This is a genomic window from Pantoea sp. EKM101V (genome assembly GCF_011800325.1).
Classification (GTDB): Bacteria; Pseudomonadota; Gammaproteobacteria; order Enterobacterales; family Enterobacteriaceae; genus Pantoea; species Pantoea anthophila.
Genome location: NZ_JAALFP010000008.1, coordinates 31,767 through 51,651 on the forward strand (window position 1 = coordinate 31,767; position 19,885 = coordinate 51,651).

Genomic DNA, 19,885 nt, shown 5'->3' on the forward strand with positions numbered 1-19,885 from the left:
CGATACATGTGTGTTTTATTACACATAATGAGAGTTATGCGTTTCCTGCTGACCAAAACGGCCATACAGAGAATCGTCGGCGCGCTTTATACCACAAACCGCCGGGGGACGCCAATAAATGATCGCTGACGGAAGCCAGCGCGTTCTCTATTTGGCAGCCCATTTTCTGGCTGCTAACATGACAGCACAGAACTTATTATTGTCGAAAATTTCGACAAATGCGGATTAATTTAATGCCAATTTCAATCAAAACAGCTGAAGAAATCGAAAAAATGCGCGTCGCGGGCCGCCTGGCCGCCGAAGTGCTGGAGATGATCGAACCGCACGTTAAACCGGGTGTGACCACCGGTGAACTGGACCGCATCTGCCACGATCACATTACCCAAAAGCAGCAGGCTGTCTCTGCCTGCCTCGGCTATCACGGCTTTCCAAAGTCGGTCTGCATTTCGGTAAACGAAGTGGTGTGCCACGGTATCCCGAGCGACGATCGCCCGTTAAAGGATGGCGATATCGTCAACATTGACGTCACCGTGATCAAAGATGAGTACCACGGCGATACCTCGAAGATGTTTATTGTCGGCAAACCGACCATTCAGGGCGAGCGCCTCTGCCGCGTGACCCAGGAGAGCCTCTATCTTTCACTGCGTCTGATCAAGCCAGGTATCCGTCTGCGCGAGCTGGGCCGGGCTATCCAGAAGTATGTAGAAGCGAATGACTTCTCCGTGGTGCGTGAATATTGCGGTCACGGCATCGGTAAAGGGTTCCACGAAGAGCCGCAGGTGCTGCATTACGATGCGGATGACAGCGGCGTCGTGCTGCAGGCGGGCATGACCTTTACCGTTGAACCGATGGTCAATGCCGGCGATTACCGCATCCGCACCATGAAAGATGGCTGGACGGTAAAAACCAAAGATCGCAGCTTGTCCGCGCAGTATGAGCATACTATTGTGGTGACGGAAAACGGCTGCGAGATTTTAACCCTGCGCAAAGACGACACGCTGCCTGCTGTGCTCGTCGCCGAGGGGTAATTCCCCGGATAGAGATCAAGCCGGCCATGTGCCGGCTTTTTTTTGGCTAAAAAAGAGAAGAGCAGCATGAGCGTGAGCCTGTCGGAAGAGGTAAAAAACGGTCTGGTCGATTCACCGGCCGAATGGGGTGACGATCAGCTGACGCGCGAGCTGCTGAAGCCGCGGCTGGAGCAGTTCCAGCAGCATCTGGCTGCAGCGTTCGACGCCGGTGAAGCCGTGGAAGAGCTGATTGATGCCCGCACGCTGTTTATCGATCGGCTGCTGCGCCGCCTGTGGCGCTTCTTTGGCTTCGATGCGATGCCCGCCATCGCGCTGGTGGCCGTGGGCGGCTATGGGCGGGCCGAACTCCACCCGCTCTCTGACATCGATGTGCTGATCCTCAGCCGTCAGCCGCTGGATGAGCAGGCGGCGCAGCGCACCAGCGAACTGCTGACCCTGATGTGGGATCTCCGGCTGGAAGTGGGCCACAGCGTGCGCACGCTGGAGGAGTGTCTGCTGGAGGGGTTATCTGACCTCACCGTCGCCACCAATCTGATTGAGTCACGCATGCTGACCGGCGACGTGGCGCTGTTCCTGGAGTTGCAGAAGAACGTCTTTAGTGACGGCTTCTGGCCCTCATCCCGCTTTTTTGCCGCCAAAATTGAGGAGCAGCAGGAGCGCCACAAACGTTATCACGGCACCAGCTACAACCTTGAGCCGGATATCAAAAGCAGCCCCGGCGGCCTGCGTGACATTCATACGCTGCAATGGGTCGCCCGGCGCCATTTCGGTGCCACCACGCTGGATGAGATGGTCGGCTTTGGCTTTCTCACTGAGGCAGAACGCAGCGAACTCAACGAATGCCAGGCGTTTCTCTGGCGCATCCGCTTTGCGCTGCACCTCTCCCTGCCCCGCTACGATAACCGCCTGCTGTTTGATCGCCAGCTCAGCGTGGCGCAGCGCCTGAACTATCAGGGCGAAGGCAACGAGCCGGTCGAGCGGATGATGAAGGATTTCTACCGGGGTACGCGACGCATCGGTGAACTGAACCAGATGCTGTTACAGCTGTTTGATGAGGCGATTCTGGCGCTCTCCACCAATGAGAAGCCCAGACCTGTCGATGACGACTTTCAGTTGCGTGGCGACCTGATCGACCTGCGTGATGAAACGCTGTTCACCCGTGAGCCGCAGGCGATCCTGCGCATGTTCTACGTCATGGTGCGCAACGAGAACATCAAAGGCATCTACTCCACTACCCTGCGTCACCTGCGCCATGCCCGCCGCCATCTGAAACAGCCGCTGTGTCAGATCCCGGAGGCGCGCCGCACGTTTATGTCGATTCTGCGCCACCCTGGCGCGGTCAGCCGGGCGCTGGTGCCGATGCATCGCCACAGCGTGCTGTGGGCCTATACGCCGTTGTGGGGCCATATTGTCGGCCAGATGCAGTTTGATCTGTTCCACGCCTACACCGTGGATGAGCACACCATTCGCGTCCTGCAGAAGCTGGAGAGCTTCGCCAGCGAGTCTACCCGTCCGCAGCATCCGCTGTGCGTCGAGCTGTGGCCGCGCCTGCCTCAGCAGGAGCTGCTGCTGATGGCCGCGCTGCTGCATGACATCGCCAAGGGGCGCGGCGGTGACCACTCGATTCTCGGCGCACAGGACGCGCTCGACTTCGCGGAAATGCACGGCCTCAACTCGCGGGAAACTCAACTGGTGGCCTGGCTGGTGCGCCATCATCTGCTGATGTCGGTCACGGCTCAGCGGCGCGATATTCAGGATCCGACGGTCATCCAGCAGTTCGCGGAGGTGATGCAGAACGAAAACCGGCTGCGCTATCTGGTCTGCCTGACGGTGGCCGATATCTGCGCCACCAACGAGAGCCTCTGGAACAGCTGGAAGCAGAGCCTGCTGCGCGAACTCTTTTTCGCCACGGAGAAGCAGCTGCGTCGTGGCATGGAGAACAGTCCGGATCTGCGCGAGCGGGTGCGCCATCATCGTCTGCAGGCGCTGGCGCTGCTGCGGATGGACAATATAGATGAGGAGCGCCTGCATCAGATCTGGAACCGCTGCCGCGCTGACTACTTCCTGCGCCATACGCCAAATCAGATCGCCTGGCATGCCCGCCATCTGCTGGTGCATGACCTGAAGAAGCCGCTGGTGCTGGTCAGCCCGCAGGCCACGCGCGGCGGAACGGAGATTTTTATCTGGAGCCCCGATCGCCCCCACCTGTTTGCCGCTGTCGCCGGTGAACTGGACCGCCGCAATCTCAGCGTCCATGACGCCCAGATCTTCACCAGCCGCGACGGTATGGCCATGGATACCTTTATTGTGCTGGAACCCGATGGCAGTCCGCTCTCCCCGGATCGCCATCCGATGATTATTCAGGCGCTGGAGCAGGCGATAACCCAGTCGCAGTGGGTGCCGCCGCGCACCCGCCGACCGTCAGCCAAACTCCGGCACTTCAGTGTGGACACCGAGGTCAACTTCCTGCCGACCCACACCGACCGGCGCAGCTACCTGGAACTGGTGGCGCTGGACCAGCCGGGTCTGCTGGCCCGGGTTGGTGAAGTCTTTGCCGATCTCGGCGTTTCACTGCACGGCGCGCGCATCAGCACCATCGGCGAACGGGTCGAAGATCTCTTTATTCTGGCCAACAGTGAGCGGCAGGCGCTGGACGAAGAAATGCGCAAAGCATTGCAACAACGGTTGACAGAGGCCCTTAATCCAAACGATAAAGTGTGACCAGACACGATTTATCATCCTCTATTTTTATTTGTGCCGGGAGAGTGCCCGGCATTGCACATGACCGATCAGGAAAAAAATATGCAACAGTTACAGAGCGTTATCGAATCCGCCTTTGAACGTCGCGCGGACATCACCCCCGTCAGCGTTGACAGCGAAACCCGTGATGCCATCAACCAGGTGATCGCCCTGCTGGACAGCGGCGAACTGCGCGTTTCTGAAAAGATCGATGGCGAGTGGGTAACGCATCAGTGGCTGAAAAAAGCAGTGCTGCTCTCTTTCCGCATCAATGACAATCAGGTCATGGAAGGGGCAGAAACCCGTTTTTACGACAAAGTGCCGATGAAGTTTGCTGGCTGGGATGAGGCGCGTTTTAAAGCCGCCGGTTTCCGCGTGGTGCCGCCTGCAGCAGTGCGTAAGGGCGCGTTCATTGCCCGTAACACGGTGCTGATGCCCTCTTATGTCAACATCGGCGCTTTCGTGGATGAAGGCACCATGGTGGATACCTGGGCGACCGTCGGCTCCTGTGCGCAGATCGGCAAAAACGTTCACCTCTCAGGTGGCGTGGGAATCGGTGGCGTGCTGGAACCGCTGCAGGCAAACCCGACCATTATCGAAGACAACTGCTTCATTGGCGCACGCTCTGAAATCGTTGAAGGCGTGATTGTTGAAGAAGGCTCCGTGATCTCAATGGGCGTCTATATCGGTCAGAGCACCAAAATTTATGACCGCGAAACCGGCGAAGTCCATTACGGCCGCGTTCCTGCCGGTTCGGTCGTCGTTTCCGGTAACCTGCCGTCTAAAGATGGCAGCTACAGCCTCTACTGTGCGGTGATCGTGAAGAAAGTTGACGCGAAAACCCTGAGCAAAACCGGTATCAACGAACTGCTGCGCACCATCGACTGATGTCAGTGACGGGCTGGAAACCAGCCCGTCATCTTTTCTTTACAGCCATTCCAAATCAACCTGATTCGCGCCGCGAAGGAACGGGTGCGTTTAGATTTCATCCAGGTCATAATCCGCGCCAGTTAAATCCTGTCGCGCAATGTTCATCCCGCTGATTTATGTCTACAGTTGTCTGACGTCATGAACAAGACTGCGCGCTTCTCACTTTTATGGAAAAAACGCCATGTATGACAATCTGAAAAGCTTAGGAATCAGTAATCCGGACGACATCGATCGCTACAGCCTGCGTCAGGAAGCGAATAACGACATTCTTAAAATCTACTTCCGCAAAGATAAAGGTGAATTTTTCGCGAAAAGCGTCAAATTCAAATATCCGCGTCAGCGCAAAACCGTCGTGGCCGATCACGCGACCCAGGGCTATAAAGAAGTTCAGGAGATCAGTCCGAATCTGCGTTATGTCATCGACGAACTGGACCAGATTTGCCAGCGTGACCAGGTTGAAGTGGATCTGAAACGCAAAATTCTGGATGACCTGCGTCATCTGGAAAGCGTGGTTTCTCACAAAATCAGTGAGATTGAATCGGACCTGGAAAAATTAACCCGTAACGGTCGTTAATTCCCTGCCCGACCGGAAAGGCCAGCACTGCTGGCCTTTTTTATGCCCGCTGTTTGCGTGTTATCCCTGCTCATCCAGCTGCAGCGCCACATAGAGCAGCAGCCTGTCATCAAACTGCCCCAGGTTAAGCCCGGTCAGTTCAGAAATCCGGTTCAGCCGGTACTCCAGCGTGTTGCGATGGATAAACAGCGCGCGCGCAGTGGCGCCCGGCTGCACGTTGTGGGTGAACCAGGCCATCAGCGTACGACGCAGCAGGCCGTTGTTATCCATGCTTTTGAGCTTTGCCAGTGGCCGCGCCAGCTCATTCGCCTGCCAGCCGCCTCGCAGGCTGTCGAGCAGCACCGGCAGCACCAGATCCTGATAGAAGTAGCTGCGTAATCCCGGCATCCGCTGCTTGCCGACCATCATGGTGGTGCGGGCGGTGCGGTAGGAGCGCGCAATGCTGCCGGGCCCGGTAAAAACATTGCCGAGTGCAATACGCATCCGCAGATGCCCACGCTCTTTCATCCGCTGCAGCAACTGCTCGATGCGGCGGCGATGATCCTCCTGATCGTGGCGTCCATGTGCATTCAGGGCGGGTTTCAGCACCACCATTTCGGTCAGCGAAACAATGGCGATCAGATTATCGCGCTCCGGCGTGGTCAGCAGTGTCTGCAGTTGCTGCAACTCTGACATGGCGCTGTCCACACCGAGCTGGCCGCTGTCCACCTCGATGACAGCGGCAACGCGAGGCTGATTGAGGTCGATACCGAGCCGCTGCGCCCACTCGGTCAGCTGCGGCGACAGCGTGTCACTGCGGATCAGATTCAGCACCAGCTCTTCACGCAGACGGCTATCCTGGGCCAGCATGTGCAGCAGCCGCGCCTGCTCCAGCATCATCTCTGCCGCCATACAGACCAGCTCACCATAGTGCCGCAGCGCCAGCGGTTCGCCGGTCAGGCCAATCACGCCCGCTATATTGCCATCCAGGCGCAGCGGCAGGTTAATGCCTGGCCGCACGCCGTGCAGATGTTTAGCCACGGCGTCATCAATGTCCACCACGCGTCCCTGAGAGAGCACCAGCAGTGCGCCTTCGTGCAACTCGCCAACGCGTTCAGGGTCGCCGCTGCCAATGATGCGGCCCCGCGCGTCCATCACGTTGACATTGCTGTCGATAATTCTCATGGTGCGCGCCACGATATCCTGCGCCAGCCGGGCATCAAGGTGATAGGCAGCCATCCATTACTCCTGAAAAAATGGGGGAGCAACAGAATACGCAGGCGTCGCGTGCGGAGCATTGTGCAATTGCACAGAGGCGGGCGCTGATTTCCCGGATTTGCGGTCACTATCACACTCTGCCACGGCAGAGAGCGGGCATAAAAAAGGCGGACCGCAGTCCGCCTGAGAGGTTATTACGCGTCGCTTACTGCATCAGCAGATAGAGCGTATTGTCACCACGCTTCACGTTCAGCGCCAGAACCGACGGTTTGGTGTCGAGGACTTTACGCAGCTCGCCCAGGTTGGTCACCACCTGCTGGTTAACGCCCTGAATCACGTCGCCCTTCTTCAGGCCGATACGCGCCGCGGCACTGCCCGGTTTGACGTTATCCACCCGCACACCTTTGGTGCCCGTTTCGATATTGCTGAGGTCGGCACCTTCAATGCCGGTATAGATGGTTGCCGACTGAACTTTCGCCTGGCTGCTCTGCTGCAGCTGGACAGAGACGTCGAGCGGCTTGCCGTCACGCAGCAGGCCCAGCTTCAGGGTGGTGCCTACCGGCAGTGAGCCCACTTCCGCACGCAGCGAAGCAAAGCTGCTCAGCGGTTTACCGTTCATGGAGACGATTACGTCACCGGCTTTGATACCCGCTTTCGCAGCAGCCGAGCCCGGCAGCACCTGGCTGACAAAGGCACCGCGCTGCGCGTCCACCTTCATCGCTTTAGCCAGCTCGGAGTTCAGCTCTGTCCCCTGCACGCCCAGCTCACCCCGTTTCACCTGACCAAACTCCACCATCTGCGCCGTCAGGTTTTTCACCATGTTGCTGGGGATAGCAAAGCCGATACCGATGTTGCCGCCATCCGGTGCCAGAATCGCGGTGTTAATTCCGATCAGCTCACCGTTGAGGTTAACCAGCGCGCCGCCGGAGTTACCCCGGTTGATCGCCGCATCGGTCTGAATAAAGTTCTCATAATTTTCCACGTTCAGGCCGCTGCGTCCCAGCGCAGAGACGATACCTGACGTCACGGTTTCGCCCAGTCCGTAAGGGTTACCGATGGCCACGGTGTAGTCACCTACCCGCAGGCTGTCAGAGTCGGCGATCTTCACCGCGGTCAGGTTTTTAGCGTCCTGCAGCTGTACCAGCGCAATATCGGAGCTCGGATCTTTGCCAATGACTTTGGCGTCATAGCGACGGCCATCGCTCAGCTGCACCTGAATTTTGGTGGCGTTGTTCACTACATGGTTGTTGGTGACCACATAGCCTTTTTCGGCGTTAATGATGACGCCCGATCCCAGCGCGCGGAATTTCTCCTGCTGGGTATCCGGGCCTGGCGCTCCGCCGTTACCACCGTCCTGGCACATTGGTGAGCCCTGGAACGGAGAGCCGTCCTGGCAGAAAGGCGAATTGTCGCCAAAGAATTGCTGAAACTGTTGTGGCATGCGGGGAGTTTTAACCGTGGTGGTGCCCTCGACGCTGATACTGACCACAGACGGCATGACCTTCTCCAGCATTGGAGCCAGACTTGGCAGTTGCTGGCTATCTGAAGAGGCCGTTTGCGCAGCAGAAACAGTAACAGGGGCGAGCGCCATGCTCAGGCTTAACGCCAGCGCACTTAATACTAAGGTCTTTTTTTTCATTTTTCATTTCTCTGTAAGATTACTGTTCAGACCATTGCTGTGGTCGAAAGGTGAGATAAATGTTTTAGCGCGAAGTTCCTTAAAAAGTTTCAGGCAAAAGTAAAAATTTATTCGCGCTCTTTACAATTGGCGGCTTATTCTACGGCCATCAGCCGCCGGTACTCATCCCAGGCATAGAGATCGGTCATGCCGCTGATATAATCCTGAATAAGGCGGAAGCGATAATAACGCTCCCACAACAGCCGCTGATATTTATGCTCCACCACCAGGTTACGCATCTTATGTAAATACGCTTTGCGGTGTTTACCGGAGAGCTTATGAAAAAGCCGGGTTTCGATGGGATGCTGACGCAGGAAATCTTCATTTATCAGCGTGGTAAAGGCTTCGTAGTTGAGGCGCATCAGCGGCTGATAGATCTCCAGCAGGCCCCTGATGACCCGATAACCCTGCAGTTCCAGCTGTTCCACTTCAGAATGGTTAAAGACCTGCTGACGGGCGACGGTCTTAAACAGCTGCAGCAAACGCCCCTCTTCACCCTCATCTTCCAGCAGCGCATGGTTGAAACTGCCGTCGAATATGGCAGGCAGATTATCAACAAAACGCTTGACCGCATAGCTGACCAATACACTCTGAACATTTACGCGTAATGACATAAAAAATTGATCGCTGCGGCTGCGGCGTTTTTTATTACAGGCTTCACGCCAGGCTTCGCCAATCGTCCGGCTGAAAGCGTCATTATTTTTAACCGGCCCCCAAGCTTTATTGAGAAATTCATACAAACTCTCAACATTGAAGATATCTTTTTCTACAGCGTCGTCCAAATCGGCAATACAATAGGAGATATCATCCGCGGCTTCCATTATATAGGTGAGCGGAAAGCGGTGGTGCTCTTTCATATTAGTGGCAGCACGCAGCTCGGTAATATAATCCTGTTCAGAGAGATAAAAACCCGGTTTCTTCATCAATACGCTAAATTCGGCGGGTTTTTCACCCTGCCACCAGGCGGGGGCTGTATATTTCAGGATGCAGGCAACCTGAGAATAGCTGAGATTGAGTTGCAGCAGCGTATGCACCATGCGAATGGCCTGGGCGTTGCCTTCAAAATGGCAGAGATCCTGGCGGATGGTGGCGTTGAGCTGATCAAAAGCCTGACGCTGCGCCTCCCCTTCCACACCGGCCACCAGCGGATCAACCAGTTCGGCAGGCAGATTTTCTTCAAACCAGTCGTTGATCGCCGCCTCGCCAAAGTGGCCAAACGGCGGATTGCCGACGTCGTGCAGCAGACACGCCATCTCTATCAGGCTTTCAAACGCTCCCTCTAACTCATCCAGACCATACTGCGCCAGCCCGCCCTGCATCTTCAGCGTCTGCAGGATCTCTTTGGTGATGTAGCGGCCGGTCTGCTGAACCTCCAGCGAGTGCGTCAAGCGGGAGCGGACGGCGGCGTTGCGCTCCAGCGGGAACACCTGGGTTTTCTGCTGCAGGCGACGGATAGCGGCGGAGTTGATAATCCGCCCGCGGTCGCTCTCAAAATGGCGGGTAATGTAATATTCGCCTTCCGGATCTTTTCGACTGGTATAAGGGCGCGAGAAGCTGATCTTCTTCCTGAAATTGATCGCCGACATGGATTACCCCTTATTTTTTCGTGAATTAATCCCCTGAATGCCATGCTAAACTATGCCCTAATTTTTCATTTTTTACATTAGCGGGACTCACTATGAAAGCAGGCATTATTGGCGCGATGGAGCAGGAAGTCACACTGCTGCGCGACAAAATTGAAAACCGTCAAACGCTGTCGCTGGCGGGTTGTGAAATTTATACCGGCACCCTGCAGGGCGTTGAGGTGGCACTGCTGAAATCGGGCATTGGTAAAACCTCTGCCGCGCTGGGTACCACGCTGCTGCTGCAACTCTGCAAGCCTGACGTCGTGATCAACACCGGCTCTGCGGGTGGATTAGCGCCGTCGCTCAGCGTGGGCGATATCGTGGTCTCTGAAGAAGTGCGTTATCACGATGCGGACGTCACGGCCTTTGGCTACGAGCCGGGTCAGATGGCGGGGTGTCCGGCCGCGTTCGTGGCAGACAGCACCCTCATCGCCGCAGCGGAAGCCTGCATTAAACAGCTTGATCTGAATGCTGTGCGCGGCCTGGTGGTCAGCGGAGATGCCTTTATCAACGGCGCCGAACCGCTGGCGCGCATTCGCAGTCAGTTCCCGCAGGCGATTGCGGTTGAGATGGAAGCGACCGCCATCGGTCACGTCTGCCATCAGTTCCAGGTGCCATTTGTGGTGGTGCGTGCCATCTCTGACGTGGCCGACAAAGCGTCGCACCTCAGTTTTGATGAGTTCCTCAGCGTGGCAGCAAAGCAATCTTCACTGATGGTGGAGAACCTGCTGGCGCATCTGGCGCGTGGCTAAAACCCTGCTCTTCTGCTGGCTGCTGCTGTTGAGCGGCAGCCTGCTGGCTTCCCCACCTCGCGTTATTACCCTTGCTCCCCATCTCACCGAACTCGCCTTTGCCGCCGGGATCACCCCGATTGCGGTCAGCGCCTGGTCCGACTATCCGCCACAGGCAAAACAGATTGAACAGGTTGCCGACTGGCAGGGCATCAGAACAGAACGGATCCTGCAGCTTAAACCCGATCTGGTTCTGGCCTGGCGGGGCGGCAATCCGCAGCGGCAGATCGCCCAGTTACAGCAGCTCGGTGTACCGGTTAAGTGGATCGATCCGCGGACGCTGGATGAGATGATCGCGGCGCTGGCCGATCTGGGTCACTGGAGCCCCAGGCCGGAGCAGGCGGCCCGCGCGGCCCGGCAGTTACATCAGCAGGCGGCGGCGCTGCGCCAGCGCTATACTCACCTGGCTGCGGTTCCGCTTTTTTTGCAGTTTGGCCAGCAGCCGCTGTTCACCGCCGCCAGAGAAACGATGCAGAATGAGATGGTTACCCTCTGCGGGGGCAGGAATATCTTTGCTGACAGCCGCGTCAGCTGGCCGCAGGTGAGCCGCGAGCAGGTTCTGATGCGCCATCCTGAGGCGATAGTAACGGGCGGCGATGCGCAGCAGGCGGAGAATATCCGGACATTCTGGCAGCCGCAGCTCAGGGTGCCGGTGATCGCCATCAACGAGGACTGGCTTAGCCGCCCTGGCCCGCGACTGCTGCTGGCGGCGCAGCAACTCTGTGCGGCCCTGCATCCCGATCGATAAATCAGCGAATTGATTAAAGCCGCCGCACTTTTTGCCGTTAATCAATAACAGAGACGGGCGAGCCACGTATGCTCGCCCTCCTTTTAGCGCCCCGGCGCCTTTTAAACACCAGGAACTTCATATGACCAGAGCACTGCTGCTGGCCATAGGGCTGACGATCGCCGGATCTGCCTGTGCGGGATCGATCACTGGCTCTATAGGCGCCAGGCTTGTCATCTATTCACGCTGTGAAATTAACACGGCACGTGGTCAGCCCGCACCGCAGGTTGACTGTGGCAGACAGGCCAGTGCGCAGCCGCGCATTACAGAGAGCCAGAGCCGGACAGAGGGAAGTCAGAAGCAGGGAATCAGTCTGGTAACGGTAGAGTGGTAAACGAGGCCGTCAGATTGACGGCCTGCATCATCAGATACTGAAAGAGGAGCCACAGCCACAGGTGGTTTTCGCATTCGGGTTGGTCACGATGAAGCGCGATCCTTCCAGCCCTTCGGTGTAATCCACCGATCCACCCACCAGATACTGCAGGCTCATCGGGTCAACCACCAGCGAGACGCCCTGTTTTTCAATCGTCATGTCGCCATCGTTCAGCTGGTCATCAAAGGTGAAGCCATACTGGAAACCGCTGCAACCGCCACCGGTAATATAGACACGCAGTTTCAGCGCCGGGTTCTCTTCATCGGCAATGAGGTTCTTGACCTTGTTGGCTGCGGCATCGGTAAACTGCAACGGCAGTGCTACTACTTCATCACTCATGTTTTACTCCGCTAAACGTCCAGGTCAGAAAACGACCTTAATTACGCTATTATCAGTCAGCACCTCAGCGCAATCAAGCTCTGCCCTTCGCACTCTGTGCCGCTTTCCCCTCTGTAAGGGGCGCTGCGGGTGAAACCACCTTTCGCCGGCTGCCCCTCTTCCGTAGAATGGCACCCTATTTTTCTGAACCGCTGGAGCCGAAAATGAGTAAGTCCGAACAACTGTTTGCCGAGGCACAACGCCTGATCCCGGGTGGCGTAAACTCGCCAGTACGCGCATTTACCGGTGTGGGCGGCGTTCCGCTGTTTATTGATCACGCTGACGGGGCCTGTCTCTATGACGCCGATGGCAAAGCCTACATCGATTATGTCGGCTCATGGGGCCCGATGGTACTGGGTCACAATAACGCGGCGATCCGCGATGCGGTGATCGAAGCGGCCGGGCGTGGCCTGAGCTTTGGCGCACCGACCGGCATGGAAGTGACCATGGCGCAGCTGGTGTGCGATCTGGTGCCGAGCATGGAGATGGTGCGGATGGTGAACTCCGGCACCGAAGCGACCATGAGCGCGATTCGTCTGGCGCGTGGCTTTACCGGCCGCGACAAAATCATCAAGTTTGAAGGCTGCTATCACGGCCACGCCGATCATCTGCTGGTGAAAGCGGGTTCCGGTGCCCTGACCCTCGGTCAGCCAAACTCGCCGGGTGTCCCGGCCGATTTCGCCAAACATACCCTGACCTGCACCTTTAACGACCTCGACTCGGTGCGCAGCGCGTTTGAGCAATACCCTGAGGCGATTGCCGCCATTATCGTTGAGCCGGTCGCGGGCAACATGAACTGCATTCCGCCACAGCCTGAGTTTCTGCCGGGCCTGCGCGCCCTGTGCGACGAGTTTGGTGCGCTGCTGATTATTGACGAAGTGATGACCGGTTTCCGCGTTGCGCTGGGCGGCGCGCAGGCTCACTACAATGTCCGTCCCGATCTTACCTGCCTGGGTAAAATCATCGGTGGCGGTATGCCGGTGGGCGCATTCGGTGGCCGTCGCGAAGTGATGGCGGCGCTGGCCCCGACCGGTCCGGTTTATCAGGCGGGTACGCTCTCCGGTAACCCGATCGCGATGGCGGCGGGCTACGCCTGTCTGACTCAGCTTGCACAGCCGGGCACCCATGAGAAACTGGATGCGCTGACCCGTCAGCTGGCTGAAGGTCTGCGTGACGCGGCGAAAGAGCAGAATATCCCGCTGGTGGTGAACCACGTTGGCGGCATGTTCGGCCTCTTCTTCACCGACGCTGACAGCGTGACCTGTTACGCGGACGTGACCCGTTGCGATGTGGAGCGCTTTAAAACCTTCTTCCACCTGATGCTGGAGGAAGGCGTTTACTTTGCTCCATCGGCTTATGAAGCGGGCTTTATGTCGCTGGCACACAGCGAAGTGGATATTCAGCACACCATCGATGCCGCGCGTCGTTGTTTCGCGAAGCTGTGATTTCGGCAGCGTTAATGACAAAGACCGGCCTCTGCCGGTCTTTTGTTAATAACGTCTGTCCGGGTTAGCGATAAGATCGAGCCTGCCCAGAAAACAGGGTCAGATCGGAAAGTCGCTTAAGCCAATCCCTGGCCGCTCGGCCCGCGCCTTCCCTGGCGCGGGACGCTTTCCTCCTCTGACCCTGCTCTCTGCGCGTCAGGCTAATCGATGACTGCCAGAATCACCTTATTCTGGATGTGTGCGCCGGTCTTATTAAACTGAGCGCCGCAACAGCCAGATAAAGTAAGGTGCGCCTAAAAACGTCGCCATCAGCCCGGCTGGGATCTGATCCGGAAAGGCCAGCATCCGCCCGCACCAGTCCGCCAGCACCATTAACCCCGCTCCCAGCAATCCTGACAGCACCATCTGCGGCAGAGCCCGCCGGAAGCCCAGCATCCGCGCCATATGCGGAGCCATCAGCCCGACAAAGCTCAGCGGACCGATAGTCAGCGTCGCGCTGGCGGTCAGCGCGGCCGCCAGCAGCAGCAGACTCAGCCGCACCGGTGTTAATGCGATGCCGGCCGAGCGCGCGGTGACACTGCCGAGCGGCAGCAGGGTCAGCCAGCGGCTGGCGAGCGGCGCCAGCGCGACCAGCACCAGCGCGCAGAGCGCGCTCTGCATCGCCTGACGGCCGCTGATGTTATAGGTCGAGCCGGAGATCCAGCTCAGCAGGTCGCCCATGCGCGGATCGCCACTGGCCAGCAGCAGCATCAGCAGCGTGACAAAGGCGCTGTTCAGCGCCATACCTGCCAGCAGCATCCGCTCCGGCGAGAATCCCCCCCGGCTGGCGACCAGCATAATCACCAGCAGCGTCAGCGCCGCCCCCAGCGCACCGGCAGGCAGCAGCCACGCCAGTGCATCCCCCGGCACGAGAAACATCATAACGACCACACCACAGGCGGCACCGGAACTGATGCCCAGCACTTCCGGGCTGGCCATCGGGTTGCCGGTCAGCCGCTGGATCAGGCTGCCCGCCACGCCCAGCATCAGGCCGGTCACCAGCGCAGCCAGCACCCGCGGCGCACGCCACGGCAGCAGTGAATGCAGCATCTCACCCGCTGACCAGCTCCAGCCCTGCGCATCCCGTCCCCCGGCCAGGCCTACCCAGGCCAGCAGAGCCAGCACGGCGATGCCGATCAGCGCCCAGCGCAGCAGGTTCTGCCGCTCGGCGGGCACGTTGTCACCCTGATTCAGGGCGGGCGGCACGGAGCCGGTTCGCAGACGCGGCAGCAGCCACAGCAGGAGGGGCACGCCCAGCAGCGCGGTGGCTGTACCGGTCGGAATATCACGCCAGTGCGTGCTGAGCCACAGCACGCCGCTGTCCGCCAGCCAGAGCAGCAGCGCGCCCGTCAGGGGGGCCAGCACCATCCGGGTGATTAGCCGTCGTCCCCCCAGCAGCTTCGCCAGCAGAGGAGCGAACAGCCCGATAAAACCGATGACCCCGGCCACATTCACCAGCTGGGCGCTGAGCAGGATGGCCAGCGCAAGGCCGCCAATGCGCGCCACAGAGAGCGCCAGGCCCAGATTCTTCGCCACACTATCATCCAGCCCCATCAGCGTCAGCGGACGCAGCAGCGCCAGGGCCAGCACAAAGGCCAGCAGCAGGCGCGGCCAGAGTTGCTGCACATTGTCCCAGCTCATCTGATTCAGTGCGCCGGTGCTCCACAGAAACATGTTCTGCAGCTGATCGTGATTGAAGATAGCGAAGATTTGATTGACCGAGCCGCTGTAGAGACTCAGCACCAGGCCGGCCAGAATCAGCGTGACCGGCGACAGACGCTTGCCCCAGGCCACACCCAGCACCAGCGCCCCCACCAGCACCGCGCCGCTGAGCGCGGCAAACTGCTGGGTCAGCGCGCCGCCGGGCAGATGCCAGAGCGTCGCTACGGTGATCCCAAGCTGCGCCCCGGACGAGACGCCCAGCGTGGTCGGCTCCGCCAGCGGATTGCGCAGGATCTGCTGAAACAGCAGACCGGCCAGCCCCAGTCCGGCACCGAGCAGCAGCGCCAGTACGGTGCGCGGCAGCAGGCTGTAGTGAAACACCATCTGCGACAGGTTATCGACAGCCGGTGACCAGAGCGCCTGCATCCAGTCGGCGGGCGGCAGGGCCTGTTGCAGATTGACCAGCGTCAGGCTGAGCGCCAGCAGAAACAACAGGCTAAGCAGCAGGAGAGGAAACAGGGCATGGCGCATCATTGCGTCTCCAGCGCGCGTTCCAGCACGCGAACAAAGTGCAGCGCGGAGAGCGTCGCACCGTAATACCAGACCGCCGGAACGCGCTGAAAACGTCCGGCGCGTACAAACGGCAGCGACTGCCACAGCGGACTGCGCATCAGCTGTGCCATATCGGCATCGTTGTCGTGATCGAAGCAGATTGCCTGCACATCCCCGGCCTGCGCCAGCTGTTCGATGCCAACCACCGCACTGCCCCAGAAGTTGGTTTCGCCCTGCCAGCCATTTTTCAGGCCCAGCAGCGTCATCACTTCCAGAAACAGACTGTTTTTGCCGAAGGTAATGGCATGACGGCTGTCGAGCAGCGACATCAGCAGGAGGGTGCGTCCGGCATAGGGTGCCAGACGCTGCCGCGCTGCCGCCAGCTGAGCGTCGACCTCGCGCAGATGCTGCTCCGCCCGCTCGCTGACCCCAAGCCGTGCAGCCAGCTGGCGCAGCGATGCCCGGGCGGCGGTCAGGGGTTTGCCGTCGCCGCTTTGCAGGTCAAAGCCCATGATCGGCGCGATGCGCATCAGTTTTTCTTTCGAAGGGCCGTAGCCGTTGGAGCAGAGGATCAGCGACGGCTGCATCTGTACCATCAGCTCAAGATTGGGTTCCGTGCGCAGACCGACATCCGTTACGCCCGCCGGCAGCGGCGGCTCCCCGACCCAGATGTTGTAGTTATGCAGATCGGCCACGCCGTAAGGTGTGATACCCAGCGCCATCAGCAATTCGGTGGGTAACCACTCCAGCGCGATAATCCGGCTAAGGTTCGGCGTCGCGGCACGCAGGGGAAGCGCACAAAAGAGTGGCGAGGCCGCCAGTGCCAGCATCAGGCGGCGGCGAGAAAGATCGGGCATCATCCTTTCCTTAACAGACAAAACTGACCGGTGCGCCACCCTGCGGGTGCGGTAAAATCCCCATCGGGATGCCATAAATCGCACCCAGCACCTCAGCCTGCATAATGGCCTCTGCGTCACCTTCGGCAATCATTGTTCCCTGACGCAGCGCCACCAGATGATCGCAATAGCGTGCTGCCATATTGATATCATGCAGCACCGCAATCACGGTCAAGCCGCGCTGCTCACTGAGATTTTTGATCAGCGCCAGCACCTCAACCTGATGAGCAATATCCAGCGCCGAGGTGGGTTCATCGAGCAGCAGGCAGCGGCTGTTCTGCGCCACCATCATGGCCAGCCAGGCGCGCTGGCGTTCACCGCCCGACAGGCTGTCCACCAGCCGACCGGCAAAGGGTTTAAGCCCCACCTGCGTAATCGCATCCTCCACCCGGTCGCGATCTTCCTGACCAAAGCGGCCCAGCGCGCCGTGCCAGGGATAGCGGCCAATCGCCACCAGCTCACGAACCGTCATGCCTTCGGCTGCCGGTAGCTGCTGCGGCAGATAGGCGACCTGACGGGCGAAGGCTTTACTGTTCCAGCGCCCGACCGGCTGCTGATTCAGACGAACCTCGCCGTGGCTGGCACCATGATGACGACCCAGCATTTTCAACAGCGTCGACTTACCTGAACCGTTGTGACCAATCAGCGCAGTCATTTTGCCTGGTGGAAAAGTCAGTGAAAGTGGCTGGAGGAGGGTTCGGCCCGGGACCTCAAAGCTGGCGTTATCCAGCGTAAAGGTGGCCTCTTCTGCGTGCGGATACGGCATGATAATCCCTGTGAACGGGCGCCGCAGCGCCCGGTTAAATCAGAATCTGAAGGTGGCGGTACCGACAATCTGGCGCTCTGCACCCCAGTAGCAGGCGTATTCACGGTAGCAACTGGCGACATACTCGCGGTTGAACAGGTTGTTGACGTTAACGCCCACCGACGAGCCTGGCAATCCGAAACGGCCCAGATCATATTTCAGCGCCGCATCCACCGTGGTGTAACCGGCAACCTTAAAGTTCTGGTTCTGCTCAGCGCCGCTGCTGTAAAGCCCCTGACTTTCGCCCACATACCGTACCCCAGCGCCGAGCGTCACACCTGACAGCGCGGTTTCGTGGAAGGTGTAGTCGCTCCAGAGTGAGGCCATATGCTTCGGCACCTGCACCGGCGTTTTGCCTTTCAGCAGGGTGTCTTCGGTATATTCCGCATCGGTGTAGGTATAAGAGGCGGTCAGGTTGACGTTGGCATTCAGCGCCGCTTTGGCTTCCAGCTCAACGCCGCGCGAACGGATCTCACCGCTCTGTACGCTGGCATTGGGATGATTTTTCGTGTCCGGATCGGCGGTCAGGTTTTTAGTTTTGGTCAGCTGATACAGCGCGGCGGTGAGCACTACCGGACGATCTTTCGGCACATACTTCACGCCCGCTTCATACTGCTTCGCACGTGACGGATCAAAAGCCTGACCGTCATAGGTCCCACCCGCATTCGGAATAAAGGCTTCGCTGTAGCTGAAGTAAGGCGCGATACCGTTATCAAACACATAGTTCAGACCGCCCCGCCAGGTGAAGGCCTGGTCGTTCTGGCGATCAACGCTATTCTTCACCCGATCGTAAACCGAGGTCATGGCGTAGTCGTAGCGGCCACCCAGCGTCAGCACCCAGCGGTTCCACTCCATTTGATCCTGCGTATAAAGGCCAGTCTGACGCTGCTTATTAAGGTGCTGATAAGGGCCGTAGGATATCACACTGTCATTGCCATACTGCGGATTGACGGCATCCAGGCTGGATGCAGCACCATACTGTGCGTCGATATCGTTGCGGGTACGCTGGAAGTCCACGCCCAGCAACAGCGTATGATCCACCCGCCCGGTAGCAAATTTTGCCTGCGCCTGGTTATCCACCGCGAACTGGTTCAGCTTCTCATGGGAAAGCGCAGAGCCACGGGAAATTATCTGCGTCCCCGGGATAAGGCCATTGCCATAAATACTGCGGTAGTCGGTACGCAGATCGGCGTAGCGCAGGTTCTGACGCAGCGTCCAGGTGTCGTCGACGCTGTGCTCGGCGCTGTAGCCCACCATTTTGGTGGTGCGGGAGATCTTGTTGCTTTGCTCGCCTTCATCGAAGTTGGTCGGCAGCTTATATTCACGGCCATCCGCGCGGGTGATCGGCACGATCGTGCCCTGCCGCGGCAGCCAGCCGTAATAGCCGGTTTCCGGCTCGTTCTGGAAATAGGTCAGCAGGTCAATGCGGGTCCGCTCATCGGGACGCCAGCTGAATGCGGGCGCGATGGTGTAGCGCTTCTCTTTGTTCATCGCCTGCTGCGCATCCTGACTGCGCGCCTGCCCGGTCAGTCGATAGCTGTATACACCGTCATCATCCAGCGCGCCGCCGAAATCAAAGCCGGTTGAGAAGAGGTTATCGTTACCCATCTGGAACTGGACTTCACGCAGGGTCTCCTGCGTCGGGCGCTTACTCACCAGCGCGACTACGCCGCCGGGATTGCTTTTGCCGTAGAGCACCGAAACCGGACCGCGCAGCAGTTCGGCGCGCTCCAGGAAGTAAGGGTCGAGGGCAAACTCGGAGAAGCTATCCCCCTGCAGTTTCAGGCCATCCAGATACTGGTTGGTGTTGGTTTCGCTGAAGCCGCGGATCGACAACGCATCGATCACGTCTGAGCTGCCCCGGTTGCCGGTCAGCACGCCAGGCGTGTAGTTAAACGCCCCTTTGACGCTGGTCACGTTGCGCATCTCCATCTCTTCGCGGGTCACCACGGAGACGGACTGCGGATTTTTTTCGATTGGGGTATCGGTTTTGGTGCCGGTAGCGCTGCGCTTCGCGGCGATCGTCGGCGCCGGGCCCCAGGGGCTTTCGGCTTCGACCCCACTGCCGCCTTCTGCCGAGACGACCATCGTCTCCGTCTGCGCGGCATACAGCGAGGTGCTCAGGCTGAGCGAGATCATGACGCCCAGAAGCGGTCGGGAAAATGTTTTTTTGGTGTTGTCGGCAAAACGCGTTCGCGCATTCATAAAAGTGTCTCTTAAAATAGGCTCAGGCGAGCGAATCGAAACGATAATGATTATTATAACGGATTAGATAATATGCGAACTGCAGCGGGCACTGCAAGAACAAATCCCAGCGTTGACGCCGTTTGCGGGGCGATTGAAGAGTAATAAAAGACCACAAAAAAAGGGCGCCGAAGCGCCCTTT

Annotated in this window: 16 protein-coding genes; 8 read left to right on the forward strand and 8 right to left on the reverse strand. The window is 58.7% G+C overall.

Annotation, left to right across the window (positions count from 1 at the left end; genetic code table 11):
- The first annotated feature begins 233 nt into the window (after positions 1 to 233).
- From map to HFD92_RS13865, 4 genes are all read left to right on the forward strand, one after another.
- Positions 234 to 1,028 carry a type I methionyl aminopeptidase gene (gene map / locus HFD92_RS13850; protein ID WP_009091999.1) on the forward strand — a complete coding sequence of 265 codons (795 nt, stop codon included), beginning with the start codon at positions 234 to 236 and terminating at the stop codon, positions 1,026 to 1,028.
- A 66-nt stretch (positions 1,029 to 1,094) separates the two neighbouring features.
- Positions 1,095 to 3,749 carry a bifunctional uridylyltransferase/uridylyl-removing protein GlnD gene (gene glnD / locus HFD92_RS13855; RefSeq protein ID WP_167429117.1) on the forward strand — a complete coding sequence of 885 codons (2,655 nt, stop codon included), beginning with the start codon at positions 1,095 to 1,097 and terminating at the stop codon, positions 3,747 to 3,749.
- An 81-nt stretch (positions 3,750 to 3,830) separates the two neighbouring features.
- Positions 3,831 to 4,655, forward strand: a complete 825-nt coding sequence (gene dapD / locus HFD92_RS13860; protein WP_167429118.1) for a 2,3,4,5-tetrahydropyridine-2,6-dicarboxylate N-succinyltransferase — start codon at positions 3,831 to 3,833, stop codon at positions 4,653 to 4,655.
- A 223-nt stretch (positions 4,656 to 4,878) separates the two neighbouring features.
- Complete coding sequence (locus tag HFD92_RS13865) at positions 4,879 to 5,271, forward strand: DUF3461 family protein (RefSeq protein ID WP_009092005.1); 393 nt, start codon at positions 4,879 to 4,881, stop codon at positions 5,269 to 5,271.
- A 60-nt stretch (positions 5,272 to 5,331) separates the two neighbouring features.
- Here HFD92_RS13865 and HFD92_RS13870 read toward each other — a convergent pair whose 3' ends face one another.
- The 3 genes from HFD92_RS13870 to dgt form a co-directional block, all read right to left on the reverse strand.
- Positions 5,332 to 6,489, reverse strand: a complete 1,158-nt coding sequence (locus HFD92_RS13870) for a CdaR family transcriptional regulator (RefSeq protein WP_167429119.1) — start codon at positions 6,487 to 6,489, stop codon at positions 5,332 to 5,334.
- Between the two features lie 184 nt (positions 6,490 to 6,673).
- Positions 6,674 to 8,107: a serine endoprotease DegP gene (gene degP / locus HFD92_RS13875; protein ID WP_111208502.1), complete on the reverse strand. Its 1,434-nt coding sequence runs from the start codon at positions 8,105 to 8,107 to the stop codon at positions 6,674 to 6,676.
- Between the two features lie 134 nt (positions 8,108 to 8,241).
- Positions 8,242 to 9,732, reverse strand: a complete 1,491-nt coding sequence (dgt, locus tag HFD92_RS13880) for a dGTPase (protein WP_009092011.1) — start codon at positions 9,730 to 9,732, stop codon at positions 8,242 to 8,244.
- Between the two features lie 92 nt (positions 9,733 to 9,824).
- Between dgt and mtnN the strand changes: the two genes are divergently transcribed.
- From mtnN to HFD92_RS13895, 3 genes are all read left to right on the forward strand, one after another.
- On the forward strand, positions 9,825 to 10,523 hold the full coding sequence (mtnN, locus tag HFD92_RS13885; RefSeq protein WP_046101257.1) for a 5'-methylthioadenosine/S-adenosylhomocysteine nucleosidase: 699 nt from the start codon (positions 9,825 to 9,827) through the stop codon (positions 10,521 to 10,523).
- Positions 10,516 to 11,310 (forward strand): vitamin B12 ABC transporter substrate-binding protein BtuF, encoded by a 795-nt coding sequence (gene btuF / locus HFD92_RS13890; protein ID WP_167429120.1) that lies wholly within the window; start codon positions 10,516 to 10,518, stop codon positions 11,308 to 11,310. The genes mtnN and btuF overlap by 8 nt, the downstream gene beginning before the upstream one ends.
- Before the next feature lie 121 nt (positions 11,311 to 11,431).
- Positions 11,432 to 11,683, forward strand: coding sequence for a hypothetical protein (locus tag HFD92_RS13895; RefSeq protein ID WP_167429121.1), 252 nt, complete (start codon positions 11,432 to 11,434; stop codon positions 11,681 to 11,683).
- Between the two features lie 30 nt (positions 11,684 to 11,713).
- Here the strand turns inward: HFD92_RS13895 and erpA are convergent, their stop codons facing one another.
- Positions 11,714 to 12,061 (reverse strand): iron-sulfur cluster insertion protein ErpA, encoded by a 348-nt coding sequence (erpA, locus tag HFD92_RS13900; RefSeq protein WP_009092018.1) that lies wholly within the window; start codon positions 12,059 to 12,061, stop codon positions 11,714 to 11,716.
- Between the two features lie 203 nt (positions 12,062 to 12,264).
- Here erpA and hemL point away from each other — a divergent pair, with 203 nt between their 5' ends.
- Positions 12,265 to 13,545, forward strand: a complete 1,281-nt coding sequence (hemL, locus tag HFD92_RS13905; RefSeq protein ID WP_167429122.1) for a glutamate-1-semialdehyde 2,1-aminomutase — start codon at positions 12,265 to 12,267, stop codon at positions 13,543 to 13,545.
- Between the two features lie 252 nt (positions 13,546 to 13,797).
- Here the strand turns inward: hemL and fhuB are convergent, their stop codons facing one another.
- From fhuB to fhuA, 4 genes are read right to left on the reverse strand one after another with little or no spacing between them, the layout of a single operon-like run.
- On the reverse strand, positions 13,798 to 15,777 hold the full coding sequence (fhuB, locus tag HFD92_RS13910; RefSeq protein WP_167429168.1) for a Fe(3+)-hydroxamate ABC transporter permease FhuB: 1,980 nt from the start codon (positions 15,775 to 15,777) through the stop codon (positions 13,798 to 13,800).
- The gene (fhuD, locus tag HFD92_RS13915) at positions 15,777 to 16,655 is read right to left on the reverse strand and encodes a Fe(3+)-hydroxamate ABC transporter substrate-binding protein FhuD (protein WP_009092023.1); all 879 of its coding nucleotides are present in this window, start codon (positions 16,653 to 16,655) and stop codon (positions 15,777 to 15,779) included. Before fhuD ends, fhuB begins: the two co-directional genes overlap by 1 nt.
- 10 nt (positions 16,656 to 16,665) lie before the next feature.
- The gene (fhuC, locus tag HFD92_RS13920) at positions 16,666 to 17,460 is read right to left on the reverse strand and encodes a Fe3+-hydroxamate ABC transporter ATP-binding protein FhuC (RefSeq protein WP_111208505.1); all 795 of its coding nucleotides are present in this window, start codon (positions 17,458 to 17,460) and stop codon (positions 16,666 to 16,668) included.
- 39 nt (positions 17,461 to 17,499) lie between these two features.
- Positions 17,500 to 19,704, reverse strand: coding sequence for a ferrichrome porin FhuA (gene fhuA / locus HFD92_RS13925; protein WP_167429123.1), 2,205 nt, complete (start codon positions 19,702 to 19,704; stop codon positions 17,500 to 17,502).
- Positions 19,705 to 19,885: the final 181 nt, after the last annotated feature.

Bases quoted from the DNA above. Each gene is read 5' to 3' on its own strand.
- HFD92_RS13865 (WP_009092005.1), top strand. From the start codon at position 4,879: ATGTATGACAATCTGAAAAGCTTAGGAATCAGTAATCCGGACGACATC.
- degP (WP_111208502.1), bottom strand. From the start codon at position 8,107: ATGAAAAAAAAGACCTTAGTATTAAGTGCGCTGGCGTTAAGCCTGAGC.
- dapD (WP_167429118.1), top strand. From the start codon at position 3,831: ATGCAACAGTTACAGAGCGTTATCGAATCCGCCTTTGAACGTCGCGCG.
- HFD92_RS13895 (WP_167429121.1), top strand. From the start codon at position 11,432: ATGACCAGAGCACTGCTGCTGGCCATAGGGCTGACGATCGCCGGATCT.
- fhuD (WP_009092023.1), bottom strand. From the start codon at position 16,655: ATGCCCGATCTTTCTCGCCGCCGCCTGATGCTGGCACTGGCGGCCTCG.
- map (WP_009091999.1), top strand. From the start codon at position 234: ATGCCAATTTCAATCAAAACAGCTGAAGAAATCGAAAAAATGCGCGTC.
- dgt (WP_009092011.1), bottom strand. From the start codon at position 9,732: ATGTCGGCGATCAATTTCAGGAAGAAGATCAGCTTCTCGCGCCCTTAT.
- fhuA (WP_167429123.1), bottom strand. From the start codon at position 19,704: ATGAATGCGCGAACGCGTTTTGCCGACAACACCAAAAAAACATTTTCC.
- erpA (WP_009092018.1), bottom strand. From the start codon at position 12,061: ATGAGTGATGAAGTAGTAGCACTGCCGTTGCAGTTTACCGATGCCGCA.
- mtnN (WP_046101257.1), top strand. From the start codon at position 9,825: ATGAAAGCAGGCATTATTGGCGCGATGGAGCAGGAAGTCACACTGCTG.
- hemL (WP_167429122.1), top strand. From the start codon at position 12,265: ATGAGTAAGTCCGAACAACTGTTTGCCGAGGCACAACGCCTGATCCCG.
- fhuC (WP_111208505.1), bottom strand. From the start codon at position 17,460: ATGCCGTATCCGCACGCAGAAGAGGCCACCTTTACGCTGGATAACGCC.
- HFD92_RS13870 (WP_167429119.1), bottom strand. From the start codon at position 6,489: ATGGCTGCCTATCACCTTGATGCCCGGCTGGCGCAGGATATCGTGGCG.
- fhuB (WP_167429168.1), bottom strand. From the start codon at position 15,777: ATGCGCCATGCCCTGTTTCCTCTCCTGCTGCTTAGCCTGTTGTTTCTG.
- glnD (WP_167429117.1), top strand. From the start codon at position 1,095: ATGAGCGTGAGCCTGTCGGAAGAGGTAAAAAACGGTCTGGTCGATTCA.